The following is a 16,357-nucleotide window of genomic DNA, read 5'->3' on the forward strand; positions in this document are numbered from 1 at the left end:
CGGACATCGGCGCCCGGCATGCGGCTGAGCACCTCGTACGGACCGACCGCGTCGAGGGCGGTGGTGCCGGGGTACAGCAGGATCGCGATCTGCATGTAGGCACGCTCCCTACGGGTCGACCCTCAGCCGACGCGTTCGTAGACGAGAAGGTGAACGCCGTCGCCGAAGGTTCGTTCCGAGGCGAGCCGCAGGCGCTTCGTCTCGCTCGTACCGCCGAACAGGCGCTTGCCCGCGCCGACGATGATCGGATACACGAGAAGGTGCAGGGCATCGACCAGGTCGTGCTCGATGAGCGCCTGAGCGAGCTGCGGGCTGCCGTGCACGAGGATGTCCCCGTCATACTGTCCCTTGAGCCAGTTGACCTCTTCGACCAGTTCGCCTTTGAGAACCGTCGTGTTCTTCCACTTCGGGTCATTCAGCGTGGCAGAGACGACGAACTTCGGCATCCCGTTGAATCTGTCGGCGAACTCGCCCTCGTATTGCGGCCAGGATGCCGCGAACAGCTCGTATGTGACGCGTCCGAGCAGCTGGGCGTCTGCGGCCATGGTCTCGTCCACCTTGAACTGTTCGCCCTCTTGGCCGCGGGAGAAGTGATCGGTCCAGCCCGTGCGTGCGAAATGCTCACTGCCGCTGGGTGCCTCCACGACGCCGTCGACGGAGATGTATTCGGTCACTACCAGCCTGCCCATTCGGTGTGGCCCCTTTCAATAGAACGCGTGGGTGGTGTTGAAAAGACGCCACGCGAAGCCGGGCGATCCGTCAGCGAAAGCGTTGAAGCGGTCGAGCCCATTGCCCGGCCAGCTCTGGCAGGGCGCGAGTTCGATGTAGCTCCACGAGGTGGAACCGTATTCGCCGCGCACCCTGCGGGGACAGGTGCGGCGGCCATCATGTCCGAGATTCTGGAAAACATGTCCTGCCGGACCGCTTCGTGCGCTTCTACGATGGCAGCGTGCACGAGCGGCGTGTGGTCGTCGTCGGCTATGACGGCATCGAGCTGGTGGACGTTGCGAGCGTCACCAGCTGTCTCGCCATGGCCAACCGGCTCGGCGCGACGCCCACGTACGCCGTGCGGTTTGCCACGCTGTCCGGGGGCGCGGTCCGCTGTGACTCGGGGCTGGAGCTGTCCAGCCAAGTGGCGCTGCAGGACGTGAGCCGCACGCACACCCTCATCGTCTCCGGCGGTCTGGGGCACGCCGCGGCCGCCGCGGACCGCAGCCTGCTTGCTCAGGTCCAGAGGCTGGCCCGGAGCTCAAGCCGCGTGGCGTCGGTGTGCACCGGTGCGAGCGTGCTCGCCGCGGCCGGGCTGCTGGACGGCCGGCGGGCAACCACCCACTGGCACCATACCGCCGAGTTGGCCGCCGCGTATCCGGCGGTGCGATTCGACCCTGCGCCGATTTTCGTGCGAGACGATCACGTGTGGACGTCCGGCGGCGTCACCGCGGCACTCGACCTTACCCTGGCGTTCGTGGAGGCCGACCACGGCGCCGAGTTGGCCCGATGGGTGGCCATGGGCATGGTCACCTACCTGCAGCGACCGGGTAACCAGGCGCAAATGAGCATGTTCGTCCGTGCCCGACGCCCCGAGCACGCCGTGGTGCGGCGCGTCCTCGACCACGTCACGGCCAATCCCGATACGGAGCTCTCCACCGCCCGGCTCGCCGCAGTGGCCGGTGTGAGCGAACGGCACCTCACCCGGCTGCTGGTCACCCACGCTGGGCAGACCCCGGCCCGGCTCGTCCGTCAAGTGAGGCTGGAAGCAGCGGCCACCGCCCTGGTCACCACCGATCAGGCCGTCTCGTCGATCGCCAAGGCGACCGGGTTTCGCTCCGGCGAAACCCTGCGCCAGGCGTTCAGCGCATGGTTCGGCATCTCGCCGACGCAGTACCGCACGGTCCACCGTAGGCGCACATAGGTTTCGAAACTGCCTCCGAGCGGCCCGGGGCGGCAGCAGCGGTCCGCAGTGACCGCTCCACCACCAAATCGGCTGACCAGGGCCCGCTATCCGTGGCCTTCATCGACTCGCAGTCTCGGCGTCCTCGTCGCCGCCTATCAGGACCCGGCAACCGCCGCCGGCATCCTGACTCGGTCCAGCTTCACTCGCCCTCGTCCGGTTCGTTCGGCTCGTGCCAGCGGGCCCGGTAGGCGGCCTCGTGCGCCTCGTGGGCCGTCCGTTCCTCGAAGATCAGTTGGCGCAGCGCCCGCCGGCCCTGGTCGAAGATCACCACCTCGGCGGCCACCAGGCCCACGCAGATCACGGTCAGCAGCGCGAGGGCCCCCAGCGCCGGCAGCCGCCCGGCCAGCGGGATGCAGACGGCGAGCAGCCCCACTGTGCCGACTCGGGTCCAGCTCAGCGTGTGCAAGGTCCGCGCCTGGAACAGCATGTTGCCGCAGAGGTAGAGGATCACCCCGCCGAAGAGGAGGGAGTCGCCAGGGCCGCGCGTCGGCTCCCAGTTGGGGATGTGCGGGTTGGTGATCTGACGTACGACCTCCTCGGCGCCGAGCGCGAAGAGGATGATCCCGGCGATCATCGGCAGGTAGCAGTACCAGTACGCGTCTCGGGCCATGGCGACCCGGGGTCCGTCCTGTGCCGTGTGCAGGGCGATCCGGGCGGCCGGTCCGATCATGTCGTAGTGCGCCCACCAGAGCGCGGTGGTGAAGAAGATGCCGCACACCGCCGCCGCCACGGCCGCTGGGGTGGGCGGCTGCCCGATCAGGTTGCTTCCGACGCCGACCGAGATGACCGACTCGCCCAGGGCGATGATCAGGATCAGGTCGTACCGTTCAGTCCAGTGCTCGGCCGAGGCGACGCCCCAGCCCCAGGTGCCAGCGCGGAAGCCGATGGAGTATTCGATCAGCACGACCAGGACCCACAGCCCGTCCCGGACGAGTGGCGCCGCAGCGGCGCCGTGCATGGCCGGCGGGATCAGCGCGGCGGCCAGCAGCAGCAGGGTGCTGCCCACCAGATCCGGGGCGAACCGTATCAACTGCCGGCGCTGGTTCGGGCTGTTCCGTACGACGTGCAGGTAGAGCAGCAGGTGCACCGCGCGGACCACGATGTAGCTGACCGCCGCGACGACCGGCCCGGCGGCGGTGCCTCGTACGTCGTGGAACGCCTGTGGCAGCGAGAGTGCGAAGGTGAACAGCGCTGCCATGCCGATCGTCATGAGTACCGGGACGAAGCCCTCGCCGAGGCGGACGCGGGTGGCGATCACACTGTGCACCACCCATGACCACCAGAGCACGGCGAGCACCAGCAGGGCGTGGAACAGCGAGCTGACGGTGATGTTCGCCGCGGTGGCGCGGGTGATGATGAAGAACGAGAAGACGAAGACCAGGTCGAAGAAGATCTCGAACCGGTCCACCCGGGCGCCGGGGGCCACCGGCACGGCCGGCCCGAGGCGCCCCCGCCACCCGAAGCCGCTCACCGATCGAGTCTGCCAGCGGACCGCCGGCGATGGGCCGGATTCCGGGCGCTCTGTCGTCTGCTGCGTCAGGATTGGGTGGCCGCGTTCCCGACCCTGCTGTTGGCCGCCGCCGTCTAGCCGCGTGAGGTTGGCGGTTACCCCGCCCACGACGAGCCCTCGCACGGCAGCAGCGTCCGGTAGGCGTCCTCGGCGACCGCACGGTCGCCGACGCGGTGACACTAATCCGGCACACCCGGTGTCTTGACCGGGATGTGCGCGGGCGTTGTGGTGTTGGTGTGCAGTTTCATGTCCTGGGCCAGCTCGAGGTAGTCCGGAACGGACAACGGGTGCCGGCCGGCGGACCCAAGCAGCAAGCGTTGCTGGTCCTGCTGCTGTTACGGCTGAACCGGTTCGTCGCCTCCGACTGGCTGGTCGACGCGTTGTGGGACGGCCGGCCGCCGGTCAGCGGTCAGATGACGCTGCGCACGTACGTCGCCGGGTTGCGCCGGGCCCTGGAGCCGGACCGTGCCCCTCGCGGGCAGGGGGTGGTCGTCGTCGGCCACACCAGGGGATACGAGCTGCGAGCCGCGCCCGACGCCGTCGACGCGGTCCGGTTCGAGCGTCTGGTGGATCGTGCGGCGGCACTGCTCGCGGCGGGTGACGCCGCAGGGTCCGAGCAGTGCTACCGCGCCGGGTTGGCGCTGTGGCGTGGCGAGCCGTTGGCCGCCGCGGCAGATCTGGACGCGGTACGCCCGGAGGCGGCGCGGCTGGCCGAGCTGCGTCTCGACGCGGAGGAGGGATGCCTCACCGCCGGCCTTGCCGCCAACCGGCACGAGGCGGTCCTGCCCGCGCTGCGCAGATTCGTGGGTGCCCATCCGCTGCGGGAGGCTGCCCGGGCCCGGCTCATGCTGGCCCTCTACCGATCCGGGCGGCAGACCGACGCACTCGCCGTCTACGAGGAGGGCCGGCGGCTGCTGGCCGACGAGTACGGGCTCGACCCGGGCGAGCAGCTACGCGAGGCGCACCGGCTGGTCCTGGGACATGCCGTGGCCGTAGCGGCGGCGGTCGTGCCCGACCCGCCAACGGTCGTGCGGAAACCCGCTGCTGCGACCGGGCCGGCACTCGTGGGTGGCGGGGCGGCAACGGTCGAGGCGCCGCAGGCTCTCGCGGGGCGTGACACGGAGCTGGCGCGGCTCGGCGAGGCGCTGGCCGCGGCGACCGGCGGCGACGGCCGAGTGGTAGCCGTCGTGGGCGAGGCGGGGATCGGCAAGACCAGCCTCGCTGCTGCGCTCAGCGCTCAGGCCGCGACGTCCGGCACTCCGGTGGTGTGGGGGCGGTGTCCGGATCTGGGGCAGACGCCTCCGTTCTGGCTGTGGACCCAGGTGATCCGGAGCCTACGGGCGATGCCGCAGGCGGGTGATGCCGCGTCGGCGCTGCCGCTGGACGGTTTCGCCGCCGGGCCGCTGACCGGGCCGGGCGACGCCGACGTGGAGCCGATGGCGCGGTTCCGGGTGTATGAGGCGGTGGCGGACCTGATCCGCGCCGTGGCCGGGCAGCGGGGGCTGCTCGTCGTGCTGGACGACCTGCACGCCGCGGACCCGGATTCGTTGCTGCTGCTGCGGTTTCTCTCCCCGCTTCTGACGGGCACCCGCGCCCTCGTCGTGGTCACGATGCGGCCGTACGACCGGAGTGCCGAGCTCCTGTCGACCGTTGCCGAACTGGCCCGTGGGCGGAACTTCATGCGGCTTCAGCTCACCGGCCTGGACGCGTCGTCGGTGGCGAGCCTGGTGGCGTCCGGTACCGGGGTGCGTCCGCGGAACGAAGCGGTGGCGAGCCTGGTGACCCGGACCGGCGGGAACCCGTTCTTCATCACCGAGCTGCTCCGGTCGGGAGCCGATCCGGTGACCGGAGAGCTGCCGCCAACCGTTCGGGACACCGTCCGGCTGCGGCTCGCCGAGCTGCCGCAGCCGGCGCGGGAGTGCCTGGACCTGCTCAGCGTCGCCGGGCACGATCTCGAACTGCTCGTGATGGCGGCGGTTCTCGGCGCGCCGGCGGGGGAGGTGGGCGAGCGCCTCGTTCCCGCGTACGCAGCCGCGCTCGTCGTCGAGGCGGGGCCGGGCCAGACGCGGTTCCGCCATCCGCTCTTCGCCGAGGTCGCCTACGCCGAGCTGCCCCCTCCCCGCCGGGCCGCGCTGCACGCCCGGCTCGCCGCCGCAGGCGAGCGGACCGGCGGCCTCACTCCCGCCGAGCTGGCCTACCACTACGGCCAGGCGATCGGACTCGGTCACCACGAAAACCAGCTGCGCTGGTCGCTGGTCGCCGCCGACGACGCGACCCGGCGCGTGGCGTACGAGGACGCCCTCGGGCACCTCGGCCGCGTCGCGCGGGGCCTCGCCCTGAACTCGGCGATCTCGCCGGACGCGGCGCGTACCGAGCTGGCGGTCCAGCTGCACCGGGCGTCCCTGCTCCAGATGACAGTGGGAGTCGGCAGCGACGCGGTCGACGAGGTCTGTTCCCGGGCGAGGCAACTGCTGGGGATGGTCGGACCGGAGGTGGACCTGCGACCGGCGCTGTGGGCGCTGGGCGAGCTCGCCGCCAACCGCGCCGACTTCGCGGTCTGCGGTGACCTCGCCCGGCGGCTTGTCACCGCCGAGGACGACGGCACCGGCCTGATCAGTGCGGCGGGCGAGTATCTGTTGGGCGTGGTCGGCTACTTCACCGGGCACCTGCCGGACGCGGAGCGGCATCTCACCGCCGCAGTCGACCGGCTGCGCGAGGTCGACCTGCGGCTGCTCGGCCGGCAGGTCGGCCGTCGGCCGGTCCTGGCCGTCCACAACTTTCGGGCGCTGGTCCGCTCGCTGCGCGGCGAGGGCGCACCGGCTCGGGAGGACATCCTCGCCGCCGAGGTTCTCGCCGACCAGATCGACGATCCGTACGGCCGCGCCAACGCCGCACTCTTCGACGGCTGGCGGGCGCTGCAGGAACGCGACGTCATCGCGGTACGACTCGCGGCGGAGCGGTGCCGGGAACTCGGAGCGGCGAACGGGCTGCCGCACGTGGTGACGACGGGCGAATTCCTCACGCAGTGGGCCGCCGCCTACGGCGGGGAACGGGGCCGGCTGGCGGCGGCGCGGGCCGCCGGCGAGGCGATCTACCATCCCGGGCTGCGCTCCACCCGCACCATCACGCTCTGTGCCGTCGCCGACGCGTATCTGGTGGCGGGAGAGCGAGCCACCGCCGCGGAGCTGGCCGAGCAGGCGTTATCCGTGGCGGAGCAGCTGGGAGAGCGGGTCTGCGAGGCCGATCTGCGCCGGATCCGCGGCGACGCCCGGCACGACGCCGGGGAGTTGCGTGCCGGGGCCCGGCTCGCCGTCGAGCAGGACGCGCGGCTGCTGCTGACCCGCTTTCCGGACGACATGCTGCCGGCACACTCGCACTGACCTGCACCGACGGGGACGGACCGCGCGGGTCGGTACCGACCCGCGCGCCCAACCTCCACCTGGCCTCCACACGGCCTCCACACGACCTCCGCACCCGGCTGGTGTCGTCTACGGGCAGGAGCGACGACGGCCGTCGCGGAGTTTTCCCGGAAGGACCACCCCATGTCCCCGACTGATGCGGTCCACACCGTCGACGTTGCGGTGATCGGCTGCGGACCCGTCGGTGCGCTGACCGCCAACCTGCTCGGCATCCACGGGGTCCGTACCCTGGTCGTCGAGCGGAGCCGGCTGCCGCACGGCCAACCGCGCGCGTTCTCGTGCGACGACGAGGCATTGCGCATCTACCAGCAGGCCGGCCTCCTCGAGCAGGTGGGCCGCGACATGTACCCGGTAGCGGATGCCGAGTATGTCAACCGCAAGGGAAAGACCTTCGCGAGCATCGCGCTGTCGGAGGTGGACTTCGGCCTCGGCCACCCGCCGTTGAGCTTCTTCGATCAGCCGTCGCTGGAACAGACGCTGCGCGCCGGCCTGGACCGTTTCGACCACGTCGACCTCCGCCTCGGCACCGAGCTGGTGGCGCTGCGGCAGGACACCGAGGACGTGGCGCTGACCCTGCGGGACATGGCCACCCGCCACACCTGGACGGTGCGAGCCCGCTACGTGCTCGGCTGCGACGGCGCCCGCAGCACCACCCGGGCCGCCGCCGGCATCGCCCTGACGGGGTCCAGCTACGCCGAGCCCTGGCTCGCCATTTCGGGGAAAGTGGCACCCGGCGGAATCCGCCTCGAGCGGACGACCTTCGTCTGTGACTGGTGGCGTCCAGCCTTCGTGTCACCGGGGGCGAAGGGAAGCTATCGCATGGAGTTCATGCTGCGCCCCGGTGAGACCGCCGACGAAGTATGCCAGCCGCAGAACGTGGACGCGCTGATGGAGCCGTACGTCGATCCGGCGCGCTTCACCACGACCCGCGCGGTGGTCTATACCTTCCACCACCTCGTCGCCCGGCAGTGGCGCGCCGGCCGGGTCTTCCTGCTCGGCGACGCCGCCCATCAGATGCCTCCGTTCATGGGACAAGGACTCTGTAGCGGACTGCGAGACGCGGCAAACCTTGCCTGGAAGCTCGCCCTGGTCCTCGCCGGTGACGCTGACCCAACGCTGCTGGAGACATACGAGGTCGAGCGGCGCCCACACGCCGCGGCGATGGCGCGGACGAGCGTACGCCTGGGGCGGGTCTTCCTGGCGCGGAGCCGGTCGGCGGCGTGGTTGCGTGACAAGTCCCTGCAGGCTGTCCAGACCGTCCCCCGGGTACGCAGGTTCGTCCGACACTTCGAGTTCAAGCCGGTGCCCGCTCACCCAAGTGGGCTGATGGCGGGCGATCGACGTACCGGCGGCGTGGGGACGATGTTTCCCCAGCCGCGGATTTGCACTGGGGCCTCACCCACGCCGCACCTCCTTGACGAAGCGCTCGGCGCCGGGTTCGCCGTGCTCGGACTCGCGAACAGTGCGGTGTTCAGGCCAGGGGAGTGGCAGGGGTTGTCGGTGCGTTTCGTCGTCGTGCATCCCGCAGGCACCGCGCCGGAAGATCTGCCACCAGTCCGCCAGTACGGCCGGGCATCACAAGTGGATCTCATCGATGTGGACGGAATCATCAGCGCCTGGCTGCGCCGGCATCGCGCTGGGGCGGTCGTGCTGCGGCCGGACCGGTTCGTCTTCGCAGTCGCAACGGCCAACCAGACCGGGCGAGTAGGCCGCATGCTGGCGGCGGCCCTCGGCGCGCCACAGCCCATCAGCGGGGCGGCCGCCCTCAACGTGGCCTAGCGAGGGATCGGCGGGCGTTGGCGGGCGCTCGGCTGACCAGAGCGTGTACATCGGCTGACGTACACGGCATTCAGCGTGCGGGCGGACGACTGGACGCCGCGACGCCCCGGAGCTGGGCAGTCATGGACGGCTCCAACGAGATGTCGACCACGGCGGGCGGCCACGAGTCGGCCGGATCCGCCGCCAGCCTACCGCCGAGTGGACGATCGGGCATGACGGAATCTCCTCGTGGCGCTGCTTCCGACGATGTCCGCCATGATGCGATCTGGCAGCCGCGTCGAGACCAGACGAGAAGCGAATGTTGACGTGCGTCCGCCGGCACACGGAGGGTGACGAGCATACGCCGTGGCGCGTACCGCGGCTCCGGGTCTGCTGCGTTCGCCGACGTAGGCCAGGTGTCGCCGTGGCGCGGATGAGGCACCAACGGGATGGCTCATAGCGTCGAGGCCATGAGATCAGCAGTTCGTATCGGCGCCACGCTAGCCGCGGTGGTCACCGCATTCACGGCCCAGACCGGCGCGGCCAGCGCCGAACCGTCGTCGGATCAGGCCGTCGTCGTCACCGACTCCGGCGCCCTACGGGGTACGGTCGCCACCGACCACCGGACGTTCTCCGGCATTCCCTACGCGGCACCTCCGGTCGGTGGCCGGCGCTGGCGCGCCCCGCTGCCGCCACACCCGTGGCAGACGGTGCGTGACGCGACCCGGCCCGCTAGTCCTTGTCTACAGATGGGCGGGCCGGCCGGATCCAGCGTGGTCGGCAGCGAGGACTGCCTGTACCTGAACATCACCACGCCGGCCGGTAGGAACACCCGGCACCTACCCGTCATGGTGTGGCTACCCGGTGGGGGCTTCGTGTCCGGGTCCGGCAGCGACTACGACCCGACCCGACTCGCGGTATCCGGGCGCGTGGTGGTGGTGACCGTCAACTATCGCCTCGGCGCGCTCGGCTTCCTCGACCACCCGGCGCTCGCCTCGACCGAACCGGCCGCCGGCAACTTCGGCATCGCCGACCAGCAGGCAGCACTGCGCTGGGTGGGACGCAACATCGCCCGGTTCGGCGGCGACGCTCACAACATCACCCTCGCCGGCCAGTCGGCCGGCGCATACAGCACCTGCACACAGCTGGCGTCACCGCCGGCAGCCGGCTTGTTCCAGAAGGCGATCGTGCAGAGCGGCCCGTGCGGCAATTCGATGGTGACGCGGCCGGTGGCCCAGACCCGAGGTGACCAGCTGGCCCGCGACCTCGGGTGTTCAGCGGCGAACGACGTACCGGCCTGCCTGCGCGGCGTTGCGGCCAGCCGGCTGGTCGGTATCGGCGGCGACCGGGTCTTCACCGCCACCGCCCGCATCGCCGATCTGCCCTGGCTGCCCGTGGCCGGCACCCCCATGCTGCCGTACCAGCCGCTGGAGGCGATGCGACGAGGCCTGGCCGCCCGCGTACCGCTGATTCAGGGCAGCACGCGGGACGAGATGCGTACCTTCGTCGGGGTCAACTACGACTTCCAAGGCCACCCGCTGACAGCCGACCAGTACCCGGGTGTCCTCGCCCAGGTGTTCGGTGCCGACGCAGCCGGAGTGCTGGCCCGGTACCCGGCCAGCGCCTACGCCAGCCCCGGCGTCGCGCTTGCCACCGTGCTCACCGACTGGGGACACAAGTTCGGCGGTTGTACGGTGCTGTCCGCCGACCAGGCGGCGTCGAGGCGGGCCCCGGTCTACGCCTACGAGTTCGCCGAGGACCCGGGCCAGATTGTTGGCGGCTTCGCGATGGGTGTCGGCCACGGGGCCGAACTGCCGTATCTGTTCGACGGGGCGTACAACGCTCCCGGCGGCTCCCCAGTCCTCAACCGGCAGCAACAGCGGCTGTCCCGCGAGATGATCGCGTACTGGTCCAACTTTGCCGCCACCGGCGATCCCAACAGAACGGGGCTACCCCACTGGTCCGCATACCGGGGCGACGGGCGCCTACTGTCGCTGGTCGCCGGCACCGCGGGCATCACCTCGACGCACTTCAGCCGGGCCCACCGATGCGGGTTCTGGAACGCGATTCACTGAGTGTCGCGCCGCGAATACCTTTCCACCCGTAAAGGTCCCGAAGCAAGCAGATCTCTGCGCCGTGGTGGACGATCTCCACATGGGTGTACAGGATGAGCCTGGCCATCGGCGCATCCGCGTAGGCCGGTGGTGAGATGGCGCCTTGCGGCCGGGCGAGGCCTGCCGTGCCGAGGCGGCGCACGTCCCGGATCCAGGCATCGTGCCCTTCATCGAGTTGACGCAGCGCCCCTTGTGCGGTGCCTGAGTAGCTGACCGCCGAGTGATCGGCCGACGGGCCGTCGAAGTGGGGTGCGGCCGGTGGCCCGAAGACGTCGGTGAGGTGGGCAAGCCTCCACGCGATCGTGGTGACCGGTTCGCGATCGTGCGGCGGCCTGGCGTAGTCCATGGTGAACTCGCCCCCGCCGATCGACATCGGCGCCGAGCTCTCGCCGCGGCGGCTGATCGTCCAGCAGCCAGGCACCGGCTGCCAGAAGTACTCATCGTCGGTCAGGCCGTTCAATCGCGGCCGAAGTCGATGCTGCCAGTGCCACTCAAGCTGATCGACCAACTCGAAGCCCCAGTCGACGTCCACGGCTCCGACACTAGCCCCAAAGCGTGGTGAGAAGGGTTATCAGCGGAGGTCGTCGAGGGTCCAGGCCTGCTGACGCGTCGCGGGCGCAGGACCTGGGATCCGAGTGCGCCGGCGGGCAGGCGACGGCGATAGCAAGCGGGGAGATGCGACCCGTCGACGGCGACGACGAGCATGAATCCAGATGTAGCGCCCAGTGTCGACCCGAGATGGCGAAACCAGTAGGAGGCGGGATGACGACGGACGAGCTCAACCGCGCGGTGACCGGCCCGGATGGCGCCGTGCGCGACGAATGGACCGCACTGGCGGCGGAGGTAATCGGGTGCCCGGTCGAGACGGTGCAGGACCGGGCGGACACCGCGTCCTTCATCGACCTGGGTGGTACCTCGTTGCGCGCGGCCGACTTCGCGGCCAGGGTTGAGCGTCGCCTCGGAATCTCGCCGCCGCTGCGCGCCCTGCGCGGGTCGGTGCCCCTCGCGCAGGCCATGGCTCAGGCGGGCGAATACCGGCCGGTGCCGGCCAGCGCGCCGACGACCTCGGCGTACCGGCCGTTGCTGCCCAGCCAGGATGGCATGCTGATGGCCGAGGGCCAGCACGGCGGTCGCGGTGTCCGGGTGCTGTTCACCGCCGAGAGCGCCACGCCGTTCGAACCTGACCGGCTGCGGGCGACGCTGGCCGAGCTGACCAAAAGCCACGAGGCGCTGCGTACCGCTTTCATCCGCACCGATACCGGCTATGCCAGGCGGGTACTGGCCACCTGGCAGCCACGGCTGATCGAACAGCGGCTGGCCCCGCCGCCTGGCGTGGATCCGGTGACGATCGTGCACGCCCAGCTCGCGGCCAGCCCCGACCTGCTCGCGCCGTTCACCGAGCCGCCTGTGCTGTTCGTGCACAGCCAGGTCGACGGCGGGCCGGACCTGCTGTCGATCCTGGTGCATCACGCGATCCTGGACGGATGGGCGCTGGCCCAGTTCTGGCGCGCGTTCGCCCGCGCGTACACCGCCGGCACCGCAGAGCCGGGCCCGTCGCCGGAGCTGATCGTGTCCCGGTACCAGGAGCTCACCGAGAGCGGCCGGCTCGCCGAGCTGACCCAGCTCGCGGTCGCCGACCTTGCCAACCTGCCCGGAACCGTCCTGCTGCCCGTCGACCGGGCCCGGCCGGAGACCCCGGACGTCCGCGGGGCACACCTGCCGTTCGGGCTCAGCGCCGAGCTGCGGGACCGGGTCATGAAGACGGCGCGGCAGCTCGGGGTGACCCACACCGTCGTACTCTTCACCGCTTGGGCGACGGCGGTGGGGCGGCGTGCCGGGCTCCGGGACCTCGCTGTCGGGGTCGGCATGTCCGGTCGGCAGGTCGCGGAGCTGCACGACGTCCTCGGGCTGTGCGTGCGCATCGTGCCGGTGCGGTGCCGGCTCGACGACACTCGTACCGTCGCCGAGCATCTGCGGGCCTGCGCCGCCGCCTGGGCGGCCGCCGCCGAGCGGGCCGAGCTGCCGCTGGAGCACATCATCCCGGCGCTCGGCCAGGACGAAGTCATCGATCGGATGCCGGTCATCCAGGCCGTGTTCGAGGCGCACGACGAGCTGCTGGGCGGGCGGGTGCGGGAGGGCGAGCTGGACCTGACCCTGCACGAGGGGTACGGCGGCGCCTCGCACATGGAGACCACAATGTTCCTGACCAGTTGGGGCGAGCGCCCGGTGCTGCAGCTGGAGTACCAGCCGGCGGTGTTCGGCCCCGGCGAGGCGGTCGATCTGGTCGAAGGGTTCACGGCGGCGCTGGAAGAGCTGGTCGCGGACGTGAACGCGCCGCTGTCGTCGGTACGGGCGATCTCGGCGGGGCAGCGGGAGCGGCTCGCCGCGCTGTCCGACGGGCCGGCCACCGACTGTGCGGCCGGGCTGTGGCAGTTGTTCGAGGAGACGGCCGCGCGGCACCCGGACGCGGTCGCGGTCGAGACGCTGACGTACGACGAGCTCCTTGCCGCCGCACGTACTCACGCGTCCGCACTGGCCGATGTCCGCCCGGGTGACCGGGTCGTCCTCGCCGTGCCGCGCGGGGTCGCCGAGGTCGTGGCCGTGCTCGCCGTTCTGCACCGGGGCGCGGCGTACGTGGGGATCGACGCCGACGCACCGCGGGAATGGCTCGCCGAGATCCTGCGGCAGGTCTCGCCACGTGCGGTCATCGGCTCGCCCGAGCTGGCCGAGTTGGCCTCCTGCCCGGCGATCCCACCATGGGCGCCGACCGACCCGCTGGTACCCGGACCCGAACCGGCACCGGCCGACCCGGCCCGGACCGCGTACCTCGCCTTCACGTCCGGCTCGACCGGTCGGCCCAAGGGGGTACCGGTGCCGCACCGCGCGGTCGTGCGCCTGGTCCGCGACGCCGGCTACGTCCGGCTCGGCCCGGACGAGCGGTACCTGCGCCTCGCGCCGCTGGCGTTCGACGCCTCCACGCTGGAGCTGTTCGCGCCCCTGCTGTCCGGCGCCAGCCTTCAGGTCTTCCCCGACGGGCCGGTCGCGCCGACCGAGCTGGCCCGGTTCCTCGTCGAACGTCGGGTGAGCGTGCTGTGGCTGACCGCCGGCCTGTTCCGGCTCGTGGTCGACCATCGGCCCGAGGCGTTCGCGCCCGTACGGCAGGTGCTCACCGGCGGCGACGTGGTCCCGCCGGAGCAGGTACGGCGGCTGCTCGAGCGGTACCCGGGGCTACGGGTCACCAACGGGTACGGACCGACCGAGTGCACCACGTTCACCACGGTCCACCACCTCGACTCGCCGGCCGAGGTGAGCGACCCGCTGCCGATCGGCCGGCCGGTCCCGGGTACCCGGGTGTTCGTGCTCGACGAGGACGGCCATCCGGTGCCGCCGGGCGCGGTCGGTGAGCTGTGCGTCGGCGGTGCCGGTCTCGCCGACGGTTACCTGGGCGCGCCCGAGGAGACCGCCCGAGCGTTCGGGGGGCGGGCGCCGGACACGGGCGAACGCTTGTACCGCACCGGGGACCTGGTGCGCTGGGACGGGCGCGGGCGCCTGGTCTTCATCGGCCGGCGCGACCACCAGATGAAGGTACGCGGGTTCCGGGTCGAGCCGGACGCGGTGGCGCGGCGGCTGCGCGAGCACCCGCAGGTACGGGACGCGGTCGTGGCCGGCGACGGTGATCCCGGCGCCGACCGGCGCCTGCTTGCCGGCGTCATCGTCGCCGACCCGGCCCCGTCCGTGGCGGAGCTGCGGGCCTGGATCGCAGACGCGCTGCCGTCCTGGGCGGTACCGGAGCTGTGGTCGTTCACCGATGCGTTCCCGTTGACCAGCAACGCGAAGGTGGACCTGCAGGCCCTGGCCAAGCACGCGGTCGCCTAGGGGTAGGACCAGCTGTCGTTCGCCGAGGGAGCAGCTGCTGATGGAGCCGGATGGATTGGTGGAGAGATGACAGGTAAGTCTGTTCCGCAGTTGTTCGCCGGTCAGGTCGACGAGATCGAAGCCGTCGTCAACGCGCATCCACAGGTACACCGTGCCGTGGTGATCGCCCGCGAGGACGGCCCCGGAGATCGTCGCCTGGTGACCTATGTCATCCCCGAAGACACTGTGCCGCACAGCGATTCCGGGCCCTCCGCGAATGCCAGCGCGGGTGACTTCGTGGCGCAGTGGCGCCGGGTGTACGACGACCTGTACTCCGAGGTGATTTCGGTCGATGAACCCGAGCTGGGTCGGCTCGGTTCGGATTTCAGCGGCTGGAACAGCAGCTACACCGGTGGGGCGATTCCGGTCGAGGAGATGATGCTGTGGCGGGCGGCCACGGTGGACCGGATCCGAGGCTTGAAACCCGCCAGGTTGCTCGAGATCGGGGTCGGTTCGGGGTTGCTGATGTCGCACCTGGCCGCGGACTGCGTGGAGTACCGGGCTACGGACTTCTCCCCGGTGACCATCGCGAAGCTGCGGGCCCGCCTGAAGGCCACAGGTGTGCCCTGGGCCGACCGGGTGCACCTGCGGGTGGCCGAAGCCATCGAGACCGACAGGCTGCCCGAAGGGTACTTCGACACGGTGGTCATCAACTCGGTGGCGATGCACTTTCCCGGGCACGGGTATCTGCGCCGGGTGATCGAGCAGGCGCTGCGGGTGCTCGCACCGGGTGGCTCGTTGTTCCTGGGCGACATCCGGAACCTGAGTCTGCTCGAGGAGTTCTTCACCGCGGTGCAACTCGCGCGGGACCCGTCCGCGGAGCCGGCGACGATCCACGAACGGGCCCGCCGGGCGGTGGCGGCGGAGGACGAGTTGCTGCTCGCTCCGGAGTACTTCGTGGCGACGGCCCGGGAGTTGGCCGATGTCGCGGGGGTCGATATCCAGCTCAAGCGTGGCGCCGCGGTCAACGAGTTGACCCGGTACCGCTACGACGTGGTGTTGCACAAGGGCCCGACTCGGGTGCACTCGCTCGCCGACGTACCTCGGGTCGCGTTCGCCGACCTGGCGTGCCGCGACATCGGAGACTTCGGCGACCACCTTGAACGGATCATGGGTGAGCAGCCCGGCGGGAGCCTGCGCGTCACGGGAATCCCGCACGGTGGGCTGGTCAATGAAATCGCTGCGGTACAACGCATCCGGCGCGGACAACCGGCCTCGACCGTGGCCGCGCCGGACGGTGGCGCGCAGGCGGAGGCGGGGTGGCTTCCGGAAGACCTGCACCTTCTCGCGGAGCGCCTGGGCTGGAAAGCCGCGGTGACCTGGTCGGTGCAGCCGGACTGCATGGACGCGGTCTTTCTCGGTCCCGGAGCCCTCGCCCAGGCGTCGCAAACGGGCGACCGCGCGGTGTTGACGGACCTGTACGAGGCGCGGGAGCCGCTGGAGCGGGCGGCCCGATACGCGAACTATCCGCACGCTTCGGTGTTGGCCGACGATGTGCGCCGGTTCGTCGCCGAGCGAGTACCCGGATCCATGGTTACCGTCGTCGTCGTCGATCAGTTTCCGTTGACGGTGGACGGCGAGCTCGACCGTGCGGCGCTGCCTGCGCCGGACTTCACGTCCGAGCACGGGTAGCCGTAAGAGGTCGGGAGCCTGCGCGACGACCGGGTGTTCCGCCCGGCGGCGGCCG

Annotated in this window: 10 protein-coding genes; 6 read left to right on the plus strand and 4 right to left on the minus strand. The window is 71.0% G+C overall.

The annotated features are described in order from the left end of the window. Window positions 1–122: 122 nt before the first annotated feature. Window positions 123–674 carry a dihydrofolate reductase family protein gene (locus ACGF4F_RS33655; protein ID WP_357441693.1) on the minus strand — a complete coding sequence of 184 codons (552 nt, stop codon included), beginning with the start codon at window positions 672–674 and terminating at the stop codon, window positions 123–125. A gap of 30 nt (window positions 675–704) precedes the next feature. Next, the gene (locus tag ACGF4F_RS33660; protein ID WP_357441692.1) at window positions 705–860 is read right to left on the minus strand and encodes a hypothetical protein; all 156 of its coding nucleotides are present in this window, start codon (window positions 858–860) and stop codon (window positions 705–707) included. Between the two features lie 68 nt (window positions 861–928). Here ACGF4F_RS33660 and ACGF4F_RS33665 point away from each other — a divergent pair, with 68 nt between their 5' ends. Further along, a complete protein-coding gene (locus ACGF4F_RS33665; protein WP_357441690.1) occupies window positions 929–1,912 on the plus strand; it encodes a DJ-1/PfpI family protein in 984 nt (327 codons plus the stop codon). Window positions 1,913–2,093: 181 nt separating this feature from the next. Here ACGF4F_RS33665 and ACGF4F_RS33670 read toward each other — a convergent pair whose 3' ends face one another. Beyond that, window positions 2,094–3,425, minus strand: coding sequence for a low temperature requirement protein A (locus ACGF4F_RS33670; RefSeq protein WP_357441689.1), 1,332 nt, complete (start codon window positions 3,423–3,425; stop codon window positions 2,094–2,096). Window positions 3,426–3,700: 275 nt separating this feature from the next. Here ACGF4F_RS33670 and ACGF4F_RS33675 point away from each other — a divergent pair, with 275 nt between their 5' ends. From ACGF4F_RS33675 to ACGF4F_RS33685, 3 genes are all read left to right on the plus strand, one after another. Continuing rightward, the gene (locus tag ACGF4F_RS33675) at window positions 3,701–6,844 is read left to right on the plus strand and encodes a BTAD domain-containing putative transcriptional regulator (RefSeq protein ID WP_393084016.1); all 3,144 of its coding nucleotides are present in this window, start codon (window positions 3,701–3,703) and stop codon (window positions 6,842–6,844) included. 162 nt (window positions 6,845–7,006) lie between these two features. Further along, window positions 7,007–8,662, plus strand: coding sequence for a bifunctional 3-(3-hydroxy-phenyl)propionate/3-hydroxycinnamic acid hydroxylase (locus ACGF4F_RS33680; RefSeq protein ID WP_393084019.1), 1,656 nt, complete (start codon window positions 7,007–7,009; stop codon window positions 8,660–8,662). Between the two features lie 449 nt (window positions 8,663–9,111). Then, window positions 9,112–10,716: a carboxylesterase family protein gene (locus ACGF4F_RS33685; protein ID WP_357441684.1), complete on the plus strand. Its 1,605-nt coding sequence runs from the start codon at window positions 9,112–9,114 to the stop codon at window positions 10,714–10,716. Here ACGF4F_RS33685 and ACGF4F_RS33690 read toward each other — a convergent pair. Further along, window positions 10,673–11,287, minus strand: coding sequence for a DinB family protein (locus ACGF4F_RS33690; protein WP_357441682.1), 615 nt, complete (start codon window positions 11,285–11,287; stop codon window positions 10,673–10,675). The two genes, ACGF4F_RS33685 and ACGF4F_RS33690, sit on opposite strands and share 44 nt — an antisense overlap. Before the next feature lie 230 nt (window positions 11,288–11,517). Between ACGF4F_RS33690 and ACGF4F_RS33695 the strand changes: the two genes are divergently transcribed. Both ACGF4F_RS33695 and ACGF4F_RS33700 read left to right on the plus strand, forming a co-directional pair. Further along, window positions 11,518–14,631 carry an amino acid adenylation domain-containing protein gene (locus tag ACGF4F_RS33695; RefSeq protein ID WP_357441681.1) on the plus strand — a complete coding sequence of 1,038 codons (3,114 nt, stop codon included), beginning with the start codon at window positions 11,518–11,520 and terminating at the stop codon, window positions 14,629–14,631. A 156-nt stretch (window positions 14,632–14,787) separates the two neighbouring features. Then, complete coding sequence (locus ACGF4F_RS33700; protein ID WP_393084024.1) at window positions 14,788–16,302, plus strand: methyltransferase; 1,515 nt, start codon at window positions 14,788–14,790, stop codon at window positions 16,300–16,302. The last annotated feature ends 55 nt before the right edge of the window (window positions 16,303–16,357 follow it).

Source organism: Micromonospora sp. NPDC047740 (assembly GCF_043204735.1).
In the GTDB taxonomy this organism is placed as follows: Bacteria; Actinomycetota; Actinomycetes; order Mycobacteriales; family Micromonosporaceae; genus Micromonospora.

Bases quoted from the DNA above. Each gene is read 5' to 3' on its own strand.
- ACGF4F_RS33685 (WP_357441684.1), top strand. From the start codon at position 9,112: ATGAGATCAGCAGTTCGTATCGGCGCCACGCTAGCCGCGGTGGTCACC.
- ACGF4F_RS33695 (WP_357441681.1), top strand. From the start codon at position 11,518: ATGACGACGGACGAGCTCAACCGCGCGGTGACCGGCCCGGATGGCGCC.
- ACGF4F_RS33680 (WP_393084019.1), top strand. From the start codon at position 7,007: ATGTCCCCGACTGATGCGGTCCACACCGTCGACGTTGCGGTGATCGGC.